Source organism: Leptospira dzoumogneensis (assembly GCF_004770895.1).
Taxonomy (GTDB): Bacteria; Spirochaetota; Leptospiria; order Leptospirales; family Leptospiraceae; genus Leptospira_B; species Leptospira_B dzoumogneensis.
On the sequence record NZ_RQHS01000019.1, the window covers coordinates 313276 to 329027 of the forward strand.

The following is a 15752-nucleotide window of genomic DNA, read 5'->3' on the forward strand; positions in this document are numbered from 1 at the left end:
TTTTATAAGAGATCTTTTAGATCTTGATCCCGTTTTGTTTTAGAATTTTTAAAAACTCATCTTCCGAGACTACTTGCACTCCCAATTCTTGTGCCTTGTCCAGTTTAGAACCGGCACCCGGTCCTGCCAAAAGGTGAGTTGTTTTAGAAGAGATAGATCCTACTTTTTTGCCGCCATAGTAAACGACCAGATCCATTGCCTTATCCCTAGGCTGGAAATTTTCAAAGGATCCGGATACACACCAGCTTTGTCCTGCAAACGGTTGTTTGTCCGATTTTTCGATCGGATCCGCCTTCATTTTAAGTCCGGCTTTTTTCAAACGATCAATAAGAGAAAGAATTCTTTTATCGGTAAAATTCTCCTGGATGGCTTCAATCGTAGAAGGGCCTATACCGGGGATCTCTAATACATTTTCCAACTTCTTAGGATCTTTTGCAGCGGAGATGATCGAATCGATCGTATCGTATCCATTTTCCGTCAGAAGTTCCGCAACCTTAGGGCCTATCTCTCTCAATCCTAAGGAAGAAAGTACAAATCTAAAATCCTTCTTCTTGGATTCTTCGATCCCATTTAAGATGATGGATACGCTTTTTTCTCCGTATCCTTCTTCCTCCATTAACTTTTCTTTATGCCCTTTTAAGGAATAAAGATCTGCAATATCTTTAATATACTTTTGGTCGTATAAAAATTCTACCTGCTTCTCCCCTAAACCTTCTATATCCATTTGTTTGCGAGAACAATAGAATATGATCCCATTCTTCACTCTGTCCGGACATTCAGGGTTCGGACAGAAATAATCCACCGAGTCTTGTTTCTTTTCAGTCTTAGTGCCGCAGCAAGGACAACGAAGAGGGATCTTAAAAACTTCTTTTCCAGGAGTGACCACTTCTTCTACTGCAGGAATGATCTCTCCTCGTTTGGAGATCCTTACGACTGCTCCGATCCCTACTCCCAACTCATCAATATAATCTTGGTTATGTAATGTTGCGAATGTTACCGTAGTCCCCGCCAAGCTGATCGGTTCGATTTGAGCTCTTGGAGTGATCTTTCCTGTTCTTCCCACTGCATAATCGATTCCAACGATCTTACTTTCTTTCATCAAAGCATCGAACTTATAAGCGCGGGCCCAACGAGGAGAATGAGACGTATAGCCTAAGGATTCTCTTTTAGAAAGATCGTTTAGTTTGATCACTAATCCATCTGTAGGAAATCCAACTTTTTCTTTTTTCTTCTTAAAGTCTTTGATCGCAGCCGGAATCTCGGAACCTTTCAGTAATTTAGTATCGGGCGGAAGAGGGAACTTGAGATCTTCCGCCTTCTTCATTACTTCTTGGTGAGTTTTGAATTTTGTTTTCGTGCCTGGAAAAAAAGCATCGTAAGTAAAGATCCTAAGCGGTCGTTTTGCGACATCTGAAGAATTTTTCTGCTTCAAAGAGCCCGAGGATAGGTTGCGAGGATTCGCATATCTTCCTTCCGAGGCCTCGTTAAATTCATCGAACTCGAGAAAAGTCATATAAACTTCTCCCCTTAAATAAATGGAAACTTTCTCGGATAATCTGAGTGGAATAGAACGAATTGTCCGGATATTCTCGGTCACATCGTCTCCTATTCCTCCTGTGCCTCGAGTCACACCGTTGGCAAGAATTCCATTTTCATAATATAGCATGAGAGAAGCGCCGTCAATTTTCCACTCGACTGAATACAGTTCATCCGGTCCCGTTTTCTGGATCCACTCCATAAGCTCTTCTTCGTTATATGTATTTTCTAAAGAAAGAACCGGAAGTTTATGGGTAAACTTTTCGAAGTTTTTGTCCAGATCCGAACCAACGCTCAAAGTTGGGCTGGCAGGATCCGCTAATTTAGGAAACGCTTCTTCAAAAGCTTGGAGCCTTTTAAATAATTGATCAAACTCATAATCAGTTATTTTAGGAGTGTTCTTAACGTAGTATAAATATTGGTGATGACGGATCTGTTCTTCCAAAGAACGCATTTCTTTTGCGGCCTGTTTGGGATCCTTTGGCAGATCTAGGAAAACTTTTTTAGATACTTCGGTTGGCTCCTCTTTTTTAGAGGAGGTCTTTTTAGCCGGGGCTTTTTTAGGCATAGTAGATTATATAAAATTAATATTGGCCGAAACCCACTTTCATATAATCCATAGGATCGGTGCGGTTCGATTCTCCGATCCATACTTCATAATGAAGGTGAGGACCTGTTACGTTCCCTGTGGCTCCCACAGTTGCGATCCTTTGTCCTTTATGAACGTATTCACCTTCTCTTACTTTTAAAGAAGTGCAGTGACCGTACAAACTGTAGTATCCGTTTGCATGAGCGATCACTATATGATTTCCGTACCCTCTGTTGGAATAAATGGCTCTATAAACTCTTCCGTCTCCGGTCGCAGTGATGTCCGTACCAGGAACATTTGCCAAATCCACTCCGTCATGGAATTCCATATATCCGAAAGTAGGAGACCTTCTCATTCCATAATAAGAAGTTAAATTATAAGATAATAATGGTTCACCGAATGGGAGAGAATTCATGATCCCATATCTTGAATCCAAGAAGTTGAACACTGAATCCACAAGAGCCTTGTTCTTCTCCATGGACACTCTCACTGAGCGATATCCGTAAATTTCGGAAAGATAAGATCTTCCGAGCATTAGATCCTTATCCACTGCTTCTTCTACCTTTAATTCGGTAGCAGCCAAGTCCTCTGAGTCTGACTCATCCGGAAGTTTGAGCAATTCATCCGACTCACCATCGATCAAAGAATGAACTTCCTGCAAATTTTCGTTCAGACTTGCGAAATCATCTCGGATATCTCCTAACTTTTCGCTGTATTCGATATACTCATCGAAGTATTTTCCGTAAACGGAAGCGAGTGCGTTGATCTGTATCCTGGTATTATTATAACGAACAATTCCTAAAACTGCGATCCCAACGATCGCAAACAATAATCCTACTAAGAAGAAGATTGTGAAGATAGAAATTTGGAAGTGGAATGACTTATCGAATCCATGAGGGATCAAAAGAACCGTCAGCCTTTGGTGACCTTTTTCTTTTACCTGGTCGATGCGTTTTTTTATCATCTTTTCCATGGTCGAAATCCCTCTGATAGAAGGATTTCGGCCGGGAAAGACCTAAGTCAAGTTGAAACTATGTTTAATAGAATTCCGTACTTCGGTCTTAATGTGACTAAAGGTTCCATCACGACAGGATGGCTTGGATCTGTTTGGAATTTGTAGTCTTTGACCAACATTGCAAGTATCAACGTAGCTTCCGTTAATGCAAAAATATTGCCAATACAGATCCTTGGTCCTCCTCCAAAAGGAAGATATGCATACTTAGGTCTATCCGCAGATCTTTCTTCATCAAAACGATCCGGATCAAACTTGTCAGGATTTTCCCAAAAATCCGGATTTCTATGAATATTAAAAATGCAGATGGAAATATTCGTTCCTGTCTCTACATCATAACCGCCAATATTGTCAGGACCCATTGCAGTCCTTTCAATCACCCAAGCAGGAGGATATAATCTCAAAACCTCATCCAATACTTTGCGAGTGTATGTCAATTTTTGAACATCTTCCAAAGTGGGAGTTTTATCTCCTAAAACTCTATTTGCTTCTTCCCTTACTTTTTCACAGATCTCAGGATGTTTAGATAAAAGATAAAATCCCCAAGACAATGCGTTTGCAGTCGTTTCATGTCCTGCAAGAAGAAGTGTGATTGCCTCGTCTCTAACTTGGCTTTCACTCATAGTCTCCCCGGTTTCTTCGTCTCGGACTTCCAGAAGCATAGAGATCAAATCGTTAGAAGGATTTTTTTTGCGTTCTGCAATCAACTCATCCACTACGGAATGCATATCTTTCAATGCACGTTTGAGTTTCAGATTTTCCGGAGTAGGCCAACTGAATGGGAATGGAAAAATACGAGTGATCCTTTTAGTAACCAGTTCGAGCGCGATCTTTAAGGAATGTTCTATCCTTGCAGCATAACTTTCCACTTCTGTTCGGAACAAAGTCCTGCCAACGATCGCAAACGTGAGTCGCATCATTTCCTTGGAAATGTCCAGACTGGAAATCTTCTTCCAACTCTCGGAAGTTTTTTCAGTTTCCTGGGCCATGATCTCTACGAACTCGGAGATCCTTTGTTTATGGAAAGAAGGTTGGATAAGCTTTCTCTGCTTCTTCCAAAATTCTCCTTCGCTATTCAATAAACCTTTGCCTAAAATTCTTCCGAGTTCTTTGTAAAAAACTCCCTTATGATAGTTCTGGTTATTCTCTTGAAGAACTCTTTTAATATCTTCCGGTTGAGTAATTAAATGAAATACAACCTGTCTCAAACCGAATCTTGCTGAATTTCCGAATTTGGACTGCATCAATTGGAAAAATCCGATAGGATCTTTTGCCAATTTAGAAACGTAAGGAAGTGCCCGGATTCCGAAAACTCCAGGAGGAAGATTCGGTTTATTTTTTTTGGTGCGACCTGAAGTCGGTTCATGCAAGGAAAACAAGAGTGTACTCCTAGTCCAAGAAGGACATTTGGATTAGTTTCACCCAACCAATCCTTGCCGCAATTCTATGTAACAACCGCTATATTAGCAAGCTGAGTTTGTATTTATTTTTAAAAACCTATCTGCGTTCGAAAGAAGTTTCGATCAACGCATCCATGTCCATTAAGGAAGAAGAGGGTACGGTAGAAGAACTAGTATCCTCCTGATTCAAATCAGGAGTCTGCATACTAGTCTCCGCTTCCTCGAAGGTTCCTTCGATCTGCTCTTCTATCAAGACCTGCCAGTCTCCGGATTCGGATTCTCCCTCAGGCTGAAAATAAAAAGAAGATAAACCAAGACCCACAATAACAAGCCCGCTAAAGGAGAAGATAAAGAATCGCTTAAAGCTAGCGACCTTGCGCCTTCTCATTATTTTTGCAGAGATATTATCACTCCATTCGGAACTTTCTAAACGACGGAAAATCTCTTGGTCTAACTTTTCTCTGTTTTTATCTTCCATTTCGGATTATCTCTAGGTCTCTTGAAAAAAAAGTTTTTTAAGCATTTGTTTGCCTCGGAAAGATCGGGATTTAACAGTTCCTTCTGGAATTCCCAACTTCTCCGCAATCTGTTGCTCTTTGTATCCTTCGGAAACTAATGCAAGCACAGACTTATACTTCCAAGGAAGATTGGAAATCAAATCTTGTAGCTCGATATCCATTCCAGAGTCGTTATATTCTTCTCTTGGGTTTAAAATGGAATCTTGAGTTGCTTTTTCCTTCAGCTTCATCGCAAGGTTTGCCTGGCGCATACGCTTCTGGTTCATTCTCAAGGACTCGTTCCTTGCGATCGTATACAACCAAGTACTATGGGAAGAATCTCCCCTAAACTTATTGGCTGCTAAACTTTTATAAGCACGGATATAAGTTTCTTGGACAACATCATCGATGGTATCGTAAAACTCTTCGTATAAATTCTTTTTAATCGCGGAGAGCACGATATGTTTCGTACTGTCTATCAATCCGGCAAATTCTCTTTGGTCCATTTTAGTTTCCTTATCTCAGGATGCCCGGCACAGGCAAAATTATTCTCTCGGGAACAAACAGATTCAAGGGGAACCCTGGAGCTTCCCTATGCTCCTCGGGTAGGGTAACGATTTCCTTTTCCTTTCCCCTCTTTTTTTGCTCTGAGGATAAAACCCTTTCGATCGCGAGCCGATGCGCGATTTGATTCATCCGGATTTCGGATGTATACTTTGCAATCGCGTTAACAAGAAGTCGAACTTTGACAAGGTCCGGATTTTCATCCATGAGGACCAATTCGAGTTCGACCTGTTTCGGAGAAAGTCTACGAAGCCATCTTTCATGCTCGTTTTTATATCTCCGGTTCAGCTCAGCGATACGTTCGAGTTGTGTGTCTGTAAGAATATAACGATTTTTAAATGAATCTAGGTCACCGAAAACTACTCCGGCAGCTCTTTCATTACGGTAGAAGGAGATGGTGCGAATAGGTCGGGCAGTATGAAAACTAGTTTTGGTATCTTCCGAGAAAAGATACGCCGGCGTGAGTAACACACCGGCCAGAGCAACTCTGACGAATGAATTCAGGAGATTCATGAGTCTTACTCGGTTCATAACCTAGTGTATCCTTTGACCCCAAGGTAGCCGCCACGTTTCCAAATATCGATCGAAATTTTTGGTCCGAGAAAAAAAGAAATCCGGTCTTCCTTAAAGAGAACATAATCTGGTACAAAACCTGGATTTTAGGGAAAATTCCTTTTCCAGAACCGGTTCTTTGGCGTATTCTCCCCTTAAAGTAATATGGACTTTGGACTAAAAAACCAGGAAATCCAAAAATCTCCCGGAGTCTATTTCAGGGGAAGGATCAGACTTGCACTCTTGCTCGCCGCCGCAATCTGCATTGGGATCCCGGCTTCCATAGATCTTTCTATCGAATGGGATTACGAAAATAGAAGCACCCATGCGGGAAATTATCGTTCTCTCAAACCTGCAACTGTTGCAATCGTTCCGGGTGCATCCGTTTACAAAGGAATTCCTTCTCCTGTTTTGCAGGACCGTCTGGATTGTGCGATCGAACTTTATAAACAGGGGAAGGTCCGTAAAATTCTACTCTCTGGTGATAACGGAACCAGCTATTACAACGAAGTGAAGCCGATGCTTCTTTATGTTTTAGAAAGAGGAGTGGATGAGAAAGACGTATTCGTAGATCACGCAGGCTTTAGGACCTTGGACACATTGGTGAGAGCAAAAGAAATTTTCCAAGTCAAGGATGCGATTTTTGTGAGCCAAAGATTTCATCAGCCTAGAGCGGCATTCATTTCTAAAAAGATAGGATTGGATCTTCAATCTTATGAATCGGATAGAAGGATCTATATCAGCGGACCCACAAGCAGATTCAGAGAATTTTTTGCAAGAACCTTGGCTTGGATCGATATGAATCTGACCAACACCGCACCAAAATATTTAGGCAAACCGTTCCCGATAGAAGGAAGCGGGATCAAAACCTGGAAGGGATCGGTAATCTAAGAAGAATATTCTGTTTTTCGAATATGTTCGAAAATTTCTCGGACTGCTTCTTTTACCGAAACTCCCGGAGCCCATCCTAAAGATTTAAGTTTAGAATTATTTCCTAAAGATCTTTTCATTTCCGCAGGTCTTAATCTTGCAGGATCTTGTTTGGAAACTAATTTAGAATCCGCAAATTCCAAGATCCATTCTAGAACTTGGGAGATGGGAGTTTCGGCTCCGGAACATATATTATAAACTTCTCCGCTTATTCCTTTGTCTGCTAAAAGAATATAAGCTTTTACTACATCGGTTACATGTAAGAAGTCTCGAGTGGGAGTTAGATCCCCTACTAAAATTTCGGAGGAAACATTTTTAGAAATATTCTCCAATACCTGTTTGCAAAAGTTTGGGACTACGAAGTTCGGATTCTGCCCAACGCCTATATGATTGAAAGGCCTTGCGATCACGGTTCCTATATTCTGATAAGAACGAGAATATTGAAGACAATACGTTTCTGCGGCAAGTTTGGAAGAAGCATACGGGTTCACAGGGCTTGGAAGAAGGTTCTCTGAAACCGGAAGTTGTTCTTCTTTTATATTTCCATATACTTCGGAAGAAGATACATATACTAGTTTCACTTTTTTGCCGGAACGTTTAAAACATTCTAAAATATTCAATGTGCCGGCTACATTGATGAGTAATGTTTCTTCCGGATTTTCAATGGATCTTGGAACGAATGTTTGTCCTGCTAAATGGAACAATACATCCGGTGAATAGGACTCGAATACTTGTTGGAGTGATTGGATATCTCGGATATCACAAACCTTATAAGGAAATGAAAACTCTGTGTTTTTGGGATTCATTCCCAGGCCCAGAAGTTCGGACCCGGATTTTTGTGTAAGTTCTCGGACCAGATAAGATCCTACAAAACCTTCCGCTCCTGTGACCAAGTATTTCATGTTTGTTATAAGAGCCTTTCAGGCTCTTGAAGCCCGAAACTAAGTGATTGTCGATAGCCAAAGTTTTAGGACGGACTATAACAAATCGAAGTAAAAATACGATTGTTTTGTCGAATAAGAAAAAAACAATCGAATAAAAGTCCGGGCCCCATGGAAGAAAGATCTTCAGATATTATAGAAATCAAGGACAGCTCGGTCAATGTCCGCGAGCTCATGGAAGAAATAGAATCCAGGCTTGCGAGAAGACCAGTTTCCAAGGAAGAATTGGAACGTCTTTCTCGTTGGAAGTTTTCTCCCCAATCCCCTGAAGGATACAGAGAATTCGACGCTGCAGAAACAGCTCATTTATTCGAAAAAGGGATCTCCCCTCCTAAGTTCACTAATCCTAAATTTAAATACATCCGCGGCCCGATCCGTTGGTTGTTTATCAAACTGATCGAGCTATATGCTTTTCTAGATAAAAAACTTTCCGAGAACAGAACTCGTGCATTCTACAGCGTATTGAATGAATTGATCCTCTTAAGAGGAGATCATGAAAAATTAAAACGTAAATTCGAGAAGTTCTATAACGAGTTTGTAGAATTAAATTATACTCTCAAAAAAGAGATCAGCCCTGAATTCGTTTGGTCCAACGAATTTTTATACGAAGAAGAAACTCTAGAAGAAAGTGAAACTCTTATTCTTTCCAGATTGAATCCCGGGGATTCCGTTCTTGCGATCAATCCTGAATGGGGAAAATTCTTAAAACAACTCTTAAAGGCTCAGATAGAGTTCAAAGCAGTTACTTGGAATAAGTCCCAATATTCATACATCAAAGAAAATATCACGAATTCAGTGTCCCTTCTATCCTTTGAAGAAGTTCTACCTGAGTCTCCTCTTCCTTCTAAAATTATTTCCAATACGAATCTATGTCTTTTGCCGAATTGGGTTTTGGAAAAACTTTTCAAATCCTTGGCTTCTAAAACTTCCAGCGGGACAGAGTTCATCTTTAGATATTCCAATTATTCGAATAGAATGGTCTCTCCTTTTCAACCGATCCTTTTGACTCAGATCAGTGAGTCTGCATTCAGAGAGTTCTTACAAAAATTAGGTTTTAAGAATATAGTGGATACCAAGGCCGGAGACGGTTTCTCGGTATTTAGTTTCAGAAAATGAATGCTTATCTCCATATTTCCGAATTTAGAGATAAGGACGGGATCGGGAACGATATCAAGGGTTTAAAGGAAGTTCTAAATTCTTCCGGAATCAAGACAGAGATCGTTTGTCAAAATGATCTGAGCGATGGTTCCATCAAGACCCTACAAACAGAAGAACTTCGTAACGATAACAATCTATCCTCTAATTCCATGCACATTTTGGAATATGGAGGCTCAGGTTATCCTATAGATTCTTTTCTTTCTTTTCCCGGCAGAAAATTTGTTCGTTATCAGAATATAACCCCGCCTAAGTTTTTCAAACCTTTTGTCTCTCAGGATATTTTCAGAAGTTTCGAGTTGGATTATAAAAAATCCATATTAGAACTGCATAAACTGAAAAGATTTACGGAACGTTTTTTACCCAGTTCCAGATACAGCGCATCCAACCTGGAAGATCTGAATATAGTAAATTCAAGTGTTCTTCCAATCGTCAGAAAGTATGGATGGAAGGGAGAAAAACGAAATCATAAGAATGGCCACACTCTTGGTTATGTGGGGAGATTGGTCCCGAGCAAAAAGATAGAAGATATTCTATTCCTATCTTATTTTCTGAAAAGAATAGAGCCTAAATATAGGATCTTACTGATCGGAAATGTTCCTAACATTTTCGAAGATTATTTTACCAACTTAAAACAGATGGCAAGAGAACTTGGGATCGGCGGAAACGTTCAATTCAGAATGGGGGTCCAAGACTCCGAGTTACCCAGATTTTGGGAAGAGATGGATGCCTATATCAGCATGAGCGAACACGAAGGTTTTGGGATCCCTCTTGTGGAAGCATTGAGTTATGATATTCCGGTTTTTGCATATGCTTGCACTGCCGTTCCGGAAACATTAAAAGACGCAGGATATCTTTTCCGAAAAAAAGACCTAAGCAGTTTGGAAAAATTAGCGGAGTGGATCCATTTTATATTGGAATCCCAATCTTCTTCCCGCCCTGTAGATGGTCCTCATGCATCTTCTAAAAGAAGAGAAGTTTGTATGGACTATGATTCCATGCCTTACGGAAGAGTTTTAAAACAAATATTCATATTCAAAGAAGCGGCTGCCTCATGATCTTCAGAAGAAGAGGAGTTCATCAATTCGCTGCCGGTTTTAATTTAGGGGATGCAATTTCGAATGAAATGAATTCCTTAAAATCCGTTTTCAAAAAGATAGGATATTCTTCCGAAATTTATGCGGAGAATACAGGCCCCGGAACGGATGCTTTCGTAAAAAAGTATAAGGCATATTCTTCCAATAGCAAAGATATTATAGTTTATCATCACTCTATCCATTCCGATGTTTTGGAAACCGTACTAAAACCGAAAAATTCTAAAATCCTAATATATCATAATGTAACACCGGGTCATTTTTTCGAAAAGTACGATCTAAAACTTACGTACCTTCTCCGCAAAGGAAGAGAAGAATTGGAATCGTTACGGAACAAATTCGATAAGGTATTCGCAGTTTCAGAATACAATAAATCGGAACTCGTAGATCTGGGTTTCGAAAATGTGGATGTTCTTCCGATCACTTACCAACTTCCCCAAGGAAGACAAACTCTTAAGGAAAATTTTCCTAAGAATAGACCGAATATTCCACGCTTCTTATTTGTAGGAAGAATTGCCCCTAACAAAAAACAGGATGATCTGATCCGATTTGCATTCCATTATCTGAAAGCTTACGGTCCTGAATTCCAACTTTTTATGGTAGGATTCAGTTCCAAAGAGTTGTATTTATACAGAGAAGAATTGGAACGTATGCTCGATTTTTATAAATTGAGAAAGAATGTGATCATCACTGATTTTTTATCCGACGAAGAATTAAAATCAATGTACCTAAACTGCGATCTTTTCTTATCCATGAGTGAGCATGAAGGATTTTGTGTTCCGTTATTAGAGGCTATGGTGCATAATATTCCGATCCTTGCATTCGACGGCGGCGCGGTAGGAGAAACTCTTTCAGGCGCCGGGATCTTATTTAAAGAAAAAAGAATGGATATGATCGTGGAGCTTGCCCACAAAATGGTAACAGATCGAAGCTGGAAAGACTTAATCCTTGAGACCCAACAAAGACGTTTATCTTCTTTCTCTCAGATCAACGCAGAAACAGTATTGAGGCCGGTCCTTGCTAGACTCACGTAGAAGATTAGCGGTAGTTACTCCTATTTTTTCGGACCATATTTCAGGTGGTTCCGAAAAACTGATCTATCAATATACTCTAATATTATCCAAGTTTTATGAGGTGACTGTTCTTGCGAGCCGCTCCTTGGATTATATCACTTGGAAAAACCAGATCCCGATCAAAGATCTGGAACCTGTGCTTCTCGGAAAAGATCTAGAGAAGAAGGTCAGTAGAGAATGGATAGAACCCGAACCGGGAAACCGGATCAGAGTTTTAAGGTTTTCAGTAGATAAAGAAAGGAATATCTCTAAGTTTAATAAATTTTCAAACAAACTATTTCGAAATTCCGAATCGGGAAAAACTATAGGTTCCCAAGAAGAAAAAGAAAGGATCTGGGTGGATATGCAGGGTCCATATTGTCCTGATCTGATCCAATACATAGAGACAAACGAAAGAGATTACGATGTATTCGTTTTCGTTTCTTATCTGTATTACCCAATGGTCTATGGACTTCCTTTGGTTGCTAAAAAGTCCGTCGTAATTCCAACATTGCATGACGAGCCTCCCGCAAAATTATCCGTATATTCCAATCTTTTCAAAGACGACTCGGCTTATTGTTTTAATACTCCGGAAGAAAAAGATCTATTTCATAAACTATACGGATACGAACCAAGCCTTGGGAATGTGATCGGAATGCATTTGGAAATTCCGGAAGAAACTGAAAAAAAAACTTCCGAAAGAAAAAATCCTCAAGACTCATTCCAGTTCTTGTACGTGGGAAGAATAGACGAAGGAAAAGGTGTGCTGGAGATGGCCCAATACTTTTCCGAATGGCAGAAAAGAAGCGGTCGAAACGACAAACTACTCCTAGCGGGAAGAGGAGATTCCAAACTTCTTCAAAGAATATCAAAATTTTCTCATGTATCTCCTTTAGGTTTCGTAAGTGAAGAAGCAAAGGACGAGATCATCCGTTCTTCCGATATACTGATCAATCCTTCTCCAATGGAAAGTTTTTCCATTATTATTATGGAGGCTTGGATCCGTAAAAAAGCCGTCTTAGTCAACGGAAGATCGGACGTTTTAAGAGGGCATTGTCTCAGAAGTAACGGTGGTTTATATTATTCGGATCTAGACAGCTTTTGCGCGGTCGCGGAATATTTAGTAAATCATAGCAGAGAAAGAGAAGAGATGGGATTGAATGGTAAAAGATACGTTCAGGCGAACTTCAATCCGGACATAGTGGAAAAAAAGATCGCCCATATCGTAGAAAGATGTATCAGAAGAAGATACTCGGAATAAGATCAATCTCCGCCTAAAAACTTCAATCCGATCACGGATAATATCAAAGTCGAAAGGAAGAAGATCCTCCAAGTATTGATTGAATCTCCGAAGGAAAGAATTCCGATGATCACAGTTCCTGCAGCGCCGATTCCGGTCCATACTGCATAAGCAGTTCCGAGAGAAATATTCTGAGTAGCTTTGTTCAAAAAGTAAAAGCTCAAAATCGCAAATACTAAAAATCCTAGGCCGTATCTCCAGTCCTTAAAACCGTCGGATAGTTTCATACAAGTAGTAAATCCTACTTCGAAAAATCCCGCTAATACTAAGAAAACCCAACTCATATGTCTAAATACTCCTGCAAGGTCTCCACCATTTTTTCGTGCAATACTCCATTAGACGCAATCAAACTAGTCACGTACGGATGGAATGTATTGTTCGCATAAGTACTTAATTTTCCGCCTGCCTCCTGAAGTATAGCTGCAGCAGCAGTCATATCCCAAGGTTTCAGATCTTCTTCCCAGAATGCGTCGAATTTACCTTCTGCCACCCAACAGATATCTAAACCTGCGGATCCGGTCCTTCTCACACCGCGGGATCTTAAGATGAATTTTTTCAGATTGAACATGAGTTGTTCTATCTTCTCCTCTCTATCATAAGGAAAGCCTGTGCATAAAAGTGCTTTTTTGATCTCTTTGGTTTGGGTAACTTTGAGAGGAGTTTTATCTTTGAATGCACCTTCTCCCAGCATTGCATGATAAACATGTCCTAATGCCGGCATCGGAACGATTCCCATCACTGCTGATCTTGTTTCTAGATCTTCTAGTCCGATACAACAACAATAGAGAGGAATACGATGAGAATAATTTACGGTTCCATCTAACGGATCTATGATCCATTTGAACTGTGAATTTCCTTCGTAGTTACTTCCTTCTTCGCCTAAAATATGATCGTTAGGGAATGCCTTTCTGATCTCGGAGACGATCAATTCTTCGGAACCCTTGTCTGCGATCGTAACTAGGTCCGATTCTATATTTCCTTTAAAGGAGATTTGTAGATCTTCTCTTTCATGAGTTTTTTTCAGGAACTCGGAGATGGTCGGGGCGAAGTTAAGGAAATGTTGGTATCTTATCTTGATTTCGTTTTGGTAGCTCATTGGAGAAGTTTTTCAATTCTCCAGGGTACCCTTAGGATTGGAATCTAAAAAATCCGCTGCCTTCTTCTTATGTTCTTCTTTTACATACATAGAAGCGGCTGCTAAAACTGCTGCGACCACTCCCGCGTCGTCTATATAACCTGCTCCAAATAAAATATCCGGAATTGCATCAAAAGGTGTAAGAAAATAAGCAAGTGCACCCGCGATCGTAAGTTTTGCTTTCAGGGGTGTAGAAGGATCCAACATCGCATAGTATAAAGAGATCGCATCCGCAAGAAAAGGGACCTTTCCCGCGACCTTCTTTACTTTAGGCCAAAAACCTTGTTTGATCTTTTCTATTTTATCTTCTTCCATAAGTATTACTTATTATATACGATCCGAATTCCGTTAAAAATTCTCCAAATTACTTTCGAAATTTTCGAATCTTTGGGGAGGATCTAGAACAACCTGCACTTCTTCTCCCGTAAAAGGATCCTTAAATTCTAACCAATAAGAAAGAAGTAAAAGTCCATAATTCTCAAAAAGTGCGGCGTTCCTGGAATATAAAAGGTCCCCAACCACAGGACATCTTAGACTCTGAAAATGGACCCTGATCTGATGAGTTCTTCCTGTTTCTAAGTCAGCTTCGATCAGAGAGAACTTTCTACCATTTTTGGAAACCGCAGTTTTTAAGATCCTATAATGAGTAACCGAGGCTCTACCTTTAGTAGTCACAGTCATCTTTAATCTTTCGATTGGATGTCTTCCGATAGGTCTGTCTATCGTACCTTCTCCTTCCGGAAGTGTGCCCTGGACCCAGGCAAGATATTTCTTAGTAATGTTCCTTCTTCTAAACAACTCGGAAAGTTTCGCATGCGCTTGATCATTCTTAGCAACGATCATAATTCCTTCCGTCGGTTTATCCAAACGATGCACGATACCCGGTCTTGACTCTCCTCCGATACTCGAAAGCTCCCTAAATTTGTAGAGCAATCCGTTAACCAAAGTAGCCGATCTATCTCCAGGTCCACTATGAGACGCGATACCTGCCGGTTTTCGAATGATCAGATACTGTGGAGTTTCTTTTAAAACTTCGATCTCCATTTTTACGGGAGTTAAATTCAATGGAGGTTTAGGAGGAACAGAGATATTGAAATTTTCTCCAGGACTTACCTTATAAGATGATTTCAGGTGTATTTTTCCAGATCCATCTTTGACCCAACCTGAATCGATCCAATGTTGGATGGAAGCTCTGGAGATCTCATCACCCAGATACTCCTTTAAAAATCGATCGAGTCTGGATCCCTCAGAGTCTGCGTTAACTTCGGCATGAAGTTCCAGATTCATAATAGTTCTCCTAAGAAATATATAAGCAGGGAAAACCTGTCCCTTTCGCACAGAGGTCTAAAAAAGATTTCCCATTTTGCGAGAATAGGTATATTTTGGATAAATTCATCGAAATAAACCCCTACCCTAATCAAGGAAGGAATACAACATGGTAAAAAAAATTCTCAATATCCTGCTCATCGGTGCAACGGTTTTTTCCTTAGCTCTTTGCTCTTCTGCAGACAACAAAGACCAAGCGGCTCCTGAGCCTGGAGAACAAAATTCCGCAGCTTCTCGTAACGTCAACGTAGACTCTCCTGCAGACGCTATCAATAATCAAATTAAAGACTTCCGCTATCCAGACGGGATCACTCGTCCAGGATTCAGCTACAAAAAAGCTGATGTTAGCGCGGGAGATTTCAGCGAGTGGGCAAAAGTTAATATTTCTGTTCTTAAAGACGGAATTTCTAAACTTCCAGATTCTTGGGCATTAGAGATCACTGGTCACACCGACCAAGTAGGACCTGAAGAAGCAGAAGGCGATAAAAAAGGAAACGTTTTCTACGGAGAAATTCGTGCGAAAGCAGTTAAACAATCCTTAGTGAAACAAGGAATTCCTGCAAATCGTATCGTTACTAAGAGCGCAGGTTCTTCTTCTCCAGTTTCCGGATTAGATGCAAAAGATCCTAAAAACCGCAGAGTAACCTTCAAGTTTGTTCAACAATAATC

General features: G+C 40.3%; 17 protein-coding genes. 6 read left to right on the top strand and 11 right to left on the bottom strand.

What is annotated here, in order from left to right:
• Positions 1 to 16: 16 nt before the first annotated feature.
• The 6 genes from ligA to EHR06_RS19440 all read right to left on the bottom strand — a co-directional run bounded on the left by ligA (position 17) and on the right by EHR06_RS19440 (position 5805).
• Complete coding sequence (gene ligA, locus EHR06_RS15050; protein ID WP_135757753.1) at positions 17 to 2104, bottom strand: NAD-dependent DNA ligase LigA; 2088 nt, start codon at positions 2102 to 2104, stop codon at positions 17 to 19.
• Positions 2105 to 2120: 16 nt separating this feature from the next.
• Positions 2121 to 3098 (bottom strand): M23 family metallopeptidase, encoded by a 978-nt coding sequence (locus EHR06_RS15055; protein ID WP_135757754.1) that lies wholly within the window; start codon positions 3096 to 3098, stop codon positions 2121 to 2123.
• 47 nt (positions 3099 to 3145) lie between these two features.
• A complete protein-coding gene (locus tag EHR06_RS15060; protein ID WP_135757755.1) occupies positions 3146 to 4516 on the bottom strand; it encodes a cytochrome P450 in 1371 nt (456 codons plus the stop codon).
• Positions 4517 to 4634: 118 nt separating this feature from the next.
• Positions 4635 to 5015 (bottom strand): hypothetical protein, encoded by a 381-nt coding sequence (locus EHR06_RS15065; protein ID WP_135757756.1) that lies wholly within the window; start codon positions 5013 to 5015, stop codon positions 4635 to 4637.
• Positions 5016 to 5027: 12 nt separating this feature from the next.
• Positions 5028 to 5540 carry an RNA polymerase sigma factor gene (locus EHR06_RS15070; RefSeq protein WP_086447433.1) on the bottom strand — a complete coding sequence of 171 codons (513 nt, stop codon included), beginning with the start codon at positions 5538 to 5540 and terminating at the stop codon, positions 5028 to 5030.
• Between the two features lie 10 nt (positions 5541 to 5550).
• Positions 5551 to 5805: a hypothetical protein gene (locus EHR06_RS19440; protein WP_244288619.1), complete on the bottom strand. Its 255-nt coding sequence runs from the start codon at positions 5803 to 5805 to the stop codon at positions 5551 to 5553.
• 510 nt (positions 5806 to 6315) lie between these two features.
• Here EHR06_RS19440 and EHR06_RS15080 point away from each other — a divergent pair.
• Positions 6316 to 7041 carry a SanA/YdcF family protein gene (locus tag EHR06_RS15080; RefSeq protein ID WP_135757758.1) on the top strand — a complete coding sequence of 242 codons (726 nt, stop codon included), beginning with the start codon at positions 6316 to 6318 and terminating at the stop codon, positions 7039 to 7041.
• Here EHR06_RS15080 and EHR06_RS15085 read toward each other — a convergent pair.
• Complete coding sequence (locus EHR06_RS15085) at positions 7038 to 7982, bottom strand: GDP-mannose 4,6-dehydratase (RefSeq protein WP_135757759.1); 945 nt, start codon at positions 7980 to 7982, stop codon at positions 7038 to 7040. The two genes, EHR06_RS15080 and EHR06_RS15085, sit on opposite strands and share 4 nt — an antisense overlap.
• A gap of 150 nt (positions 7983 to 8132) precedes the next feature.
• On the opposite strand from EHR06_RS15085, the gene EHR06_RS15090 reads away from it, so the two are divergent.
• From EHR06_RS15090 to EHR06_RS15105, 4 genes are read left to right on the top strand one after another with little or no spacing between them, the layout of a single operon-like run.
• Positions 8133 to 9137 (top strand): LIC_10202 family protein, encoded by a 1005-nt coding sequence (locus EHR06_RS15090; protein ID WP_100708491.1) that lies wholly within the window; start codon positions 8133 to 8135, stop codon positions 9135 to 9137.
• Positions 9134 to 10234, top strand: a complete 1101-nt coding sequence (locus EHR06_RS15095) for a glycosyltransferase (RefSeq protein WP_135757760.1) — start codon at positions 9134 to 9136, stop codon at positions 10232 to 10234. The genes EHR06_RS15090 and EHR06_RS15095 overlap by 4 nt, the downstream gene beginning before the upstream one ends.
• Positions 10231 to 11304: a glycosyltransferase family 4 protein gene (locus EHR06_RS15100; protein ID WP_135757761.1), complete on the top strand. Its 1074-nt coding sequence runs from the start codon at positions 10231 to 10233 to the stop codon at positions 11302 to 11304. Before EHR06_RS15095 ends, EHR06_RS15100 begins: the two co-directional genes overlap by 4 nt.
• Entirely contained in the window at positions 11288 to 12583 is a 1296-nt protein-coding gene (locus EHR06_RS15105) for a glycosyltransferase family 4 protein (protein WP_135757762.1), read from the top strand. Before EHR06_RS15100 ends, EHR06_RS15105 begins: the two co-directional genes overlap by 17 nt.
• Positions 12584 to 12585: 2 nt before the next feature.
• Here EHR06_RS15105 and EHR06_RS15110 read toward each other — a convergent pair whose 3' ends face one another.
• The 4 genes from EHR06_RS15110 to EHR06_RS15125 are packed head-to-tail and all read right to left on the bottom strand — an operon-like array spanning position 12586 to position 15044.
• Positions 12586 to 12906, bottom strand: coding sequence for a DMT family transporter (locus EHR06_RS15110; protein ID WP_135757763.1), 321 nt, complete (start codon positions 12904 to 12906; stop codon positions 12586 to 12588).
• Positions 12903 to 13718 (bottom strand): inositol monophosphatase family protein, encoded by an 816-nt coding sequence (locus EHR06_RS15115; protein WP_135757764.1) that lies wholly within the window; start codon positions 13716 to 13718, stop codon positions 12903 to 12905. The genes EHR06_RS15110 and EHR06_RS15115 overlap by 4 nt, the downstream gene beginning before the upstream one ends.
• Positions 13719 to 13730: 12 nt before the next feature.
• Complete coding sequence (locus EHR06_RS15120) at positions 13731 to 14072, bottom strand: YkvA family protein (protein WP_100767623.1); 342 nt, start codon at positions 14070 to 14072, stop codon at positions 13731 to 13733.
• A gap of 33 nt (positions 14073 to 14105) precedes the next feature.
• On the bottom strand, positions 14106 to 15044 hold the full coding sequence (locus EHR06_RS15125) for an RluA family pseudouridine synthase (protein WP_135757765.1): 939 nt from the start codon (positions 15042 to 15044) through the stop codon (positions 14106 to 14108).
• A gap of 148 nt (positions 15045 to 15192) precedes the next feature.
• Here EHR06_RS15125 and loa22 point away from each other — a divergent pair, with 148 nt between their 5' ends.
• The gene (gene loa22, locus EHR06_RS15130) at positions 15193 to 15750 is read left to right on the top strand and encodes an OmpA family outer membrane lipoprotein Loa22 (RefSeq protein ID WP_135757766.1); all 558 of its coding nucleotides are present in this window, start codon (positions 15193 to 15195) and stop codon (positions 15748 to 15750) included.
• Positions 15751 to 15752: the final 2 nt, after the last annotated feature.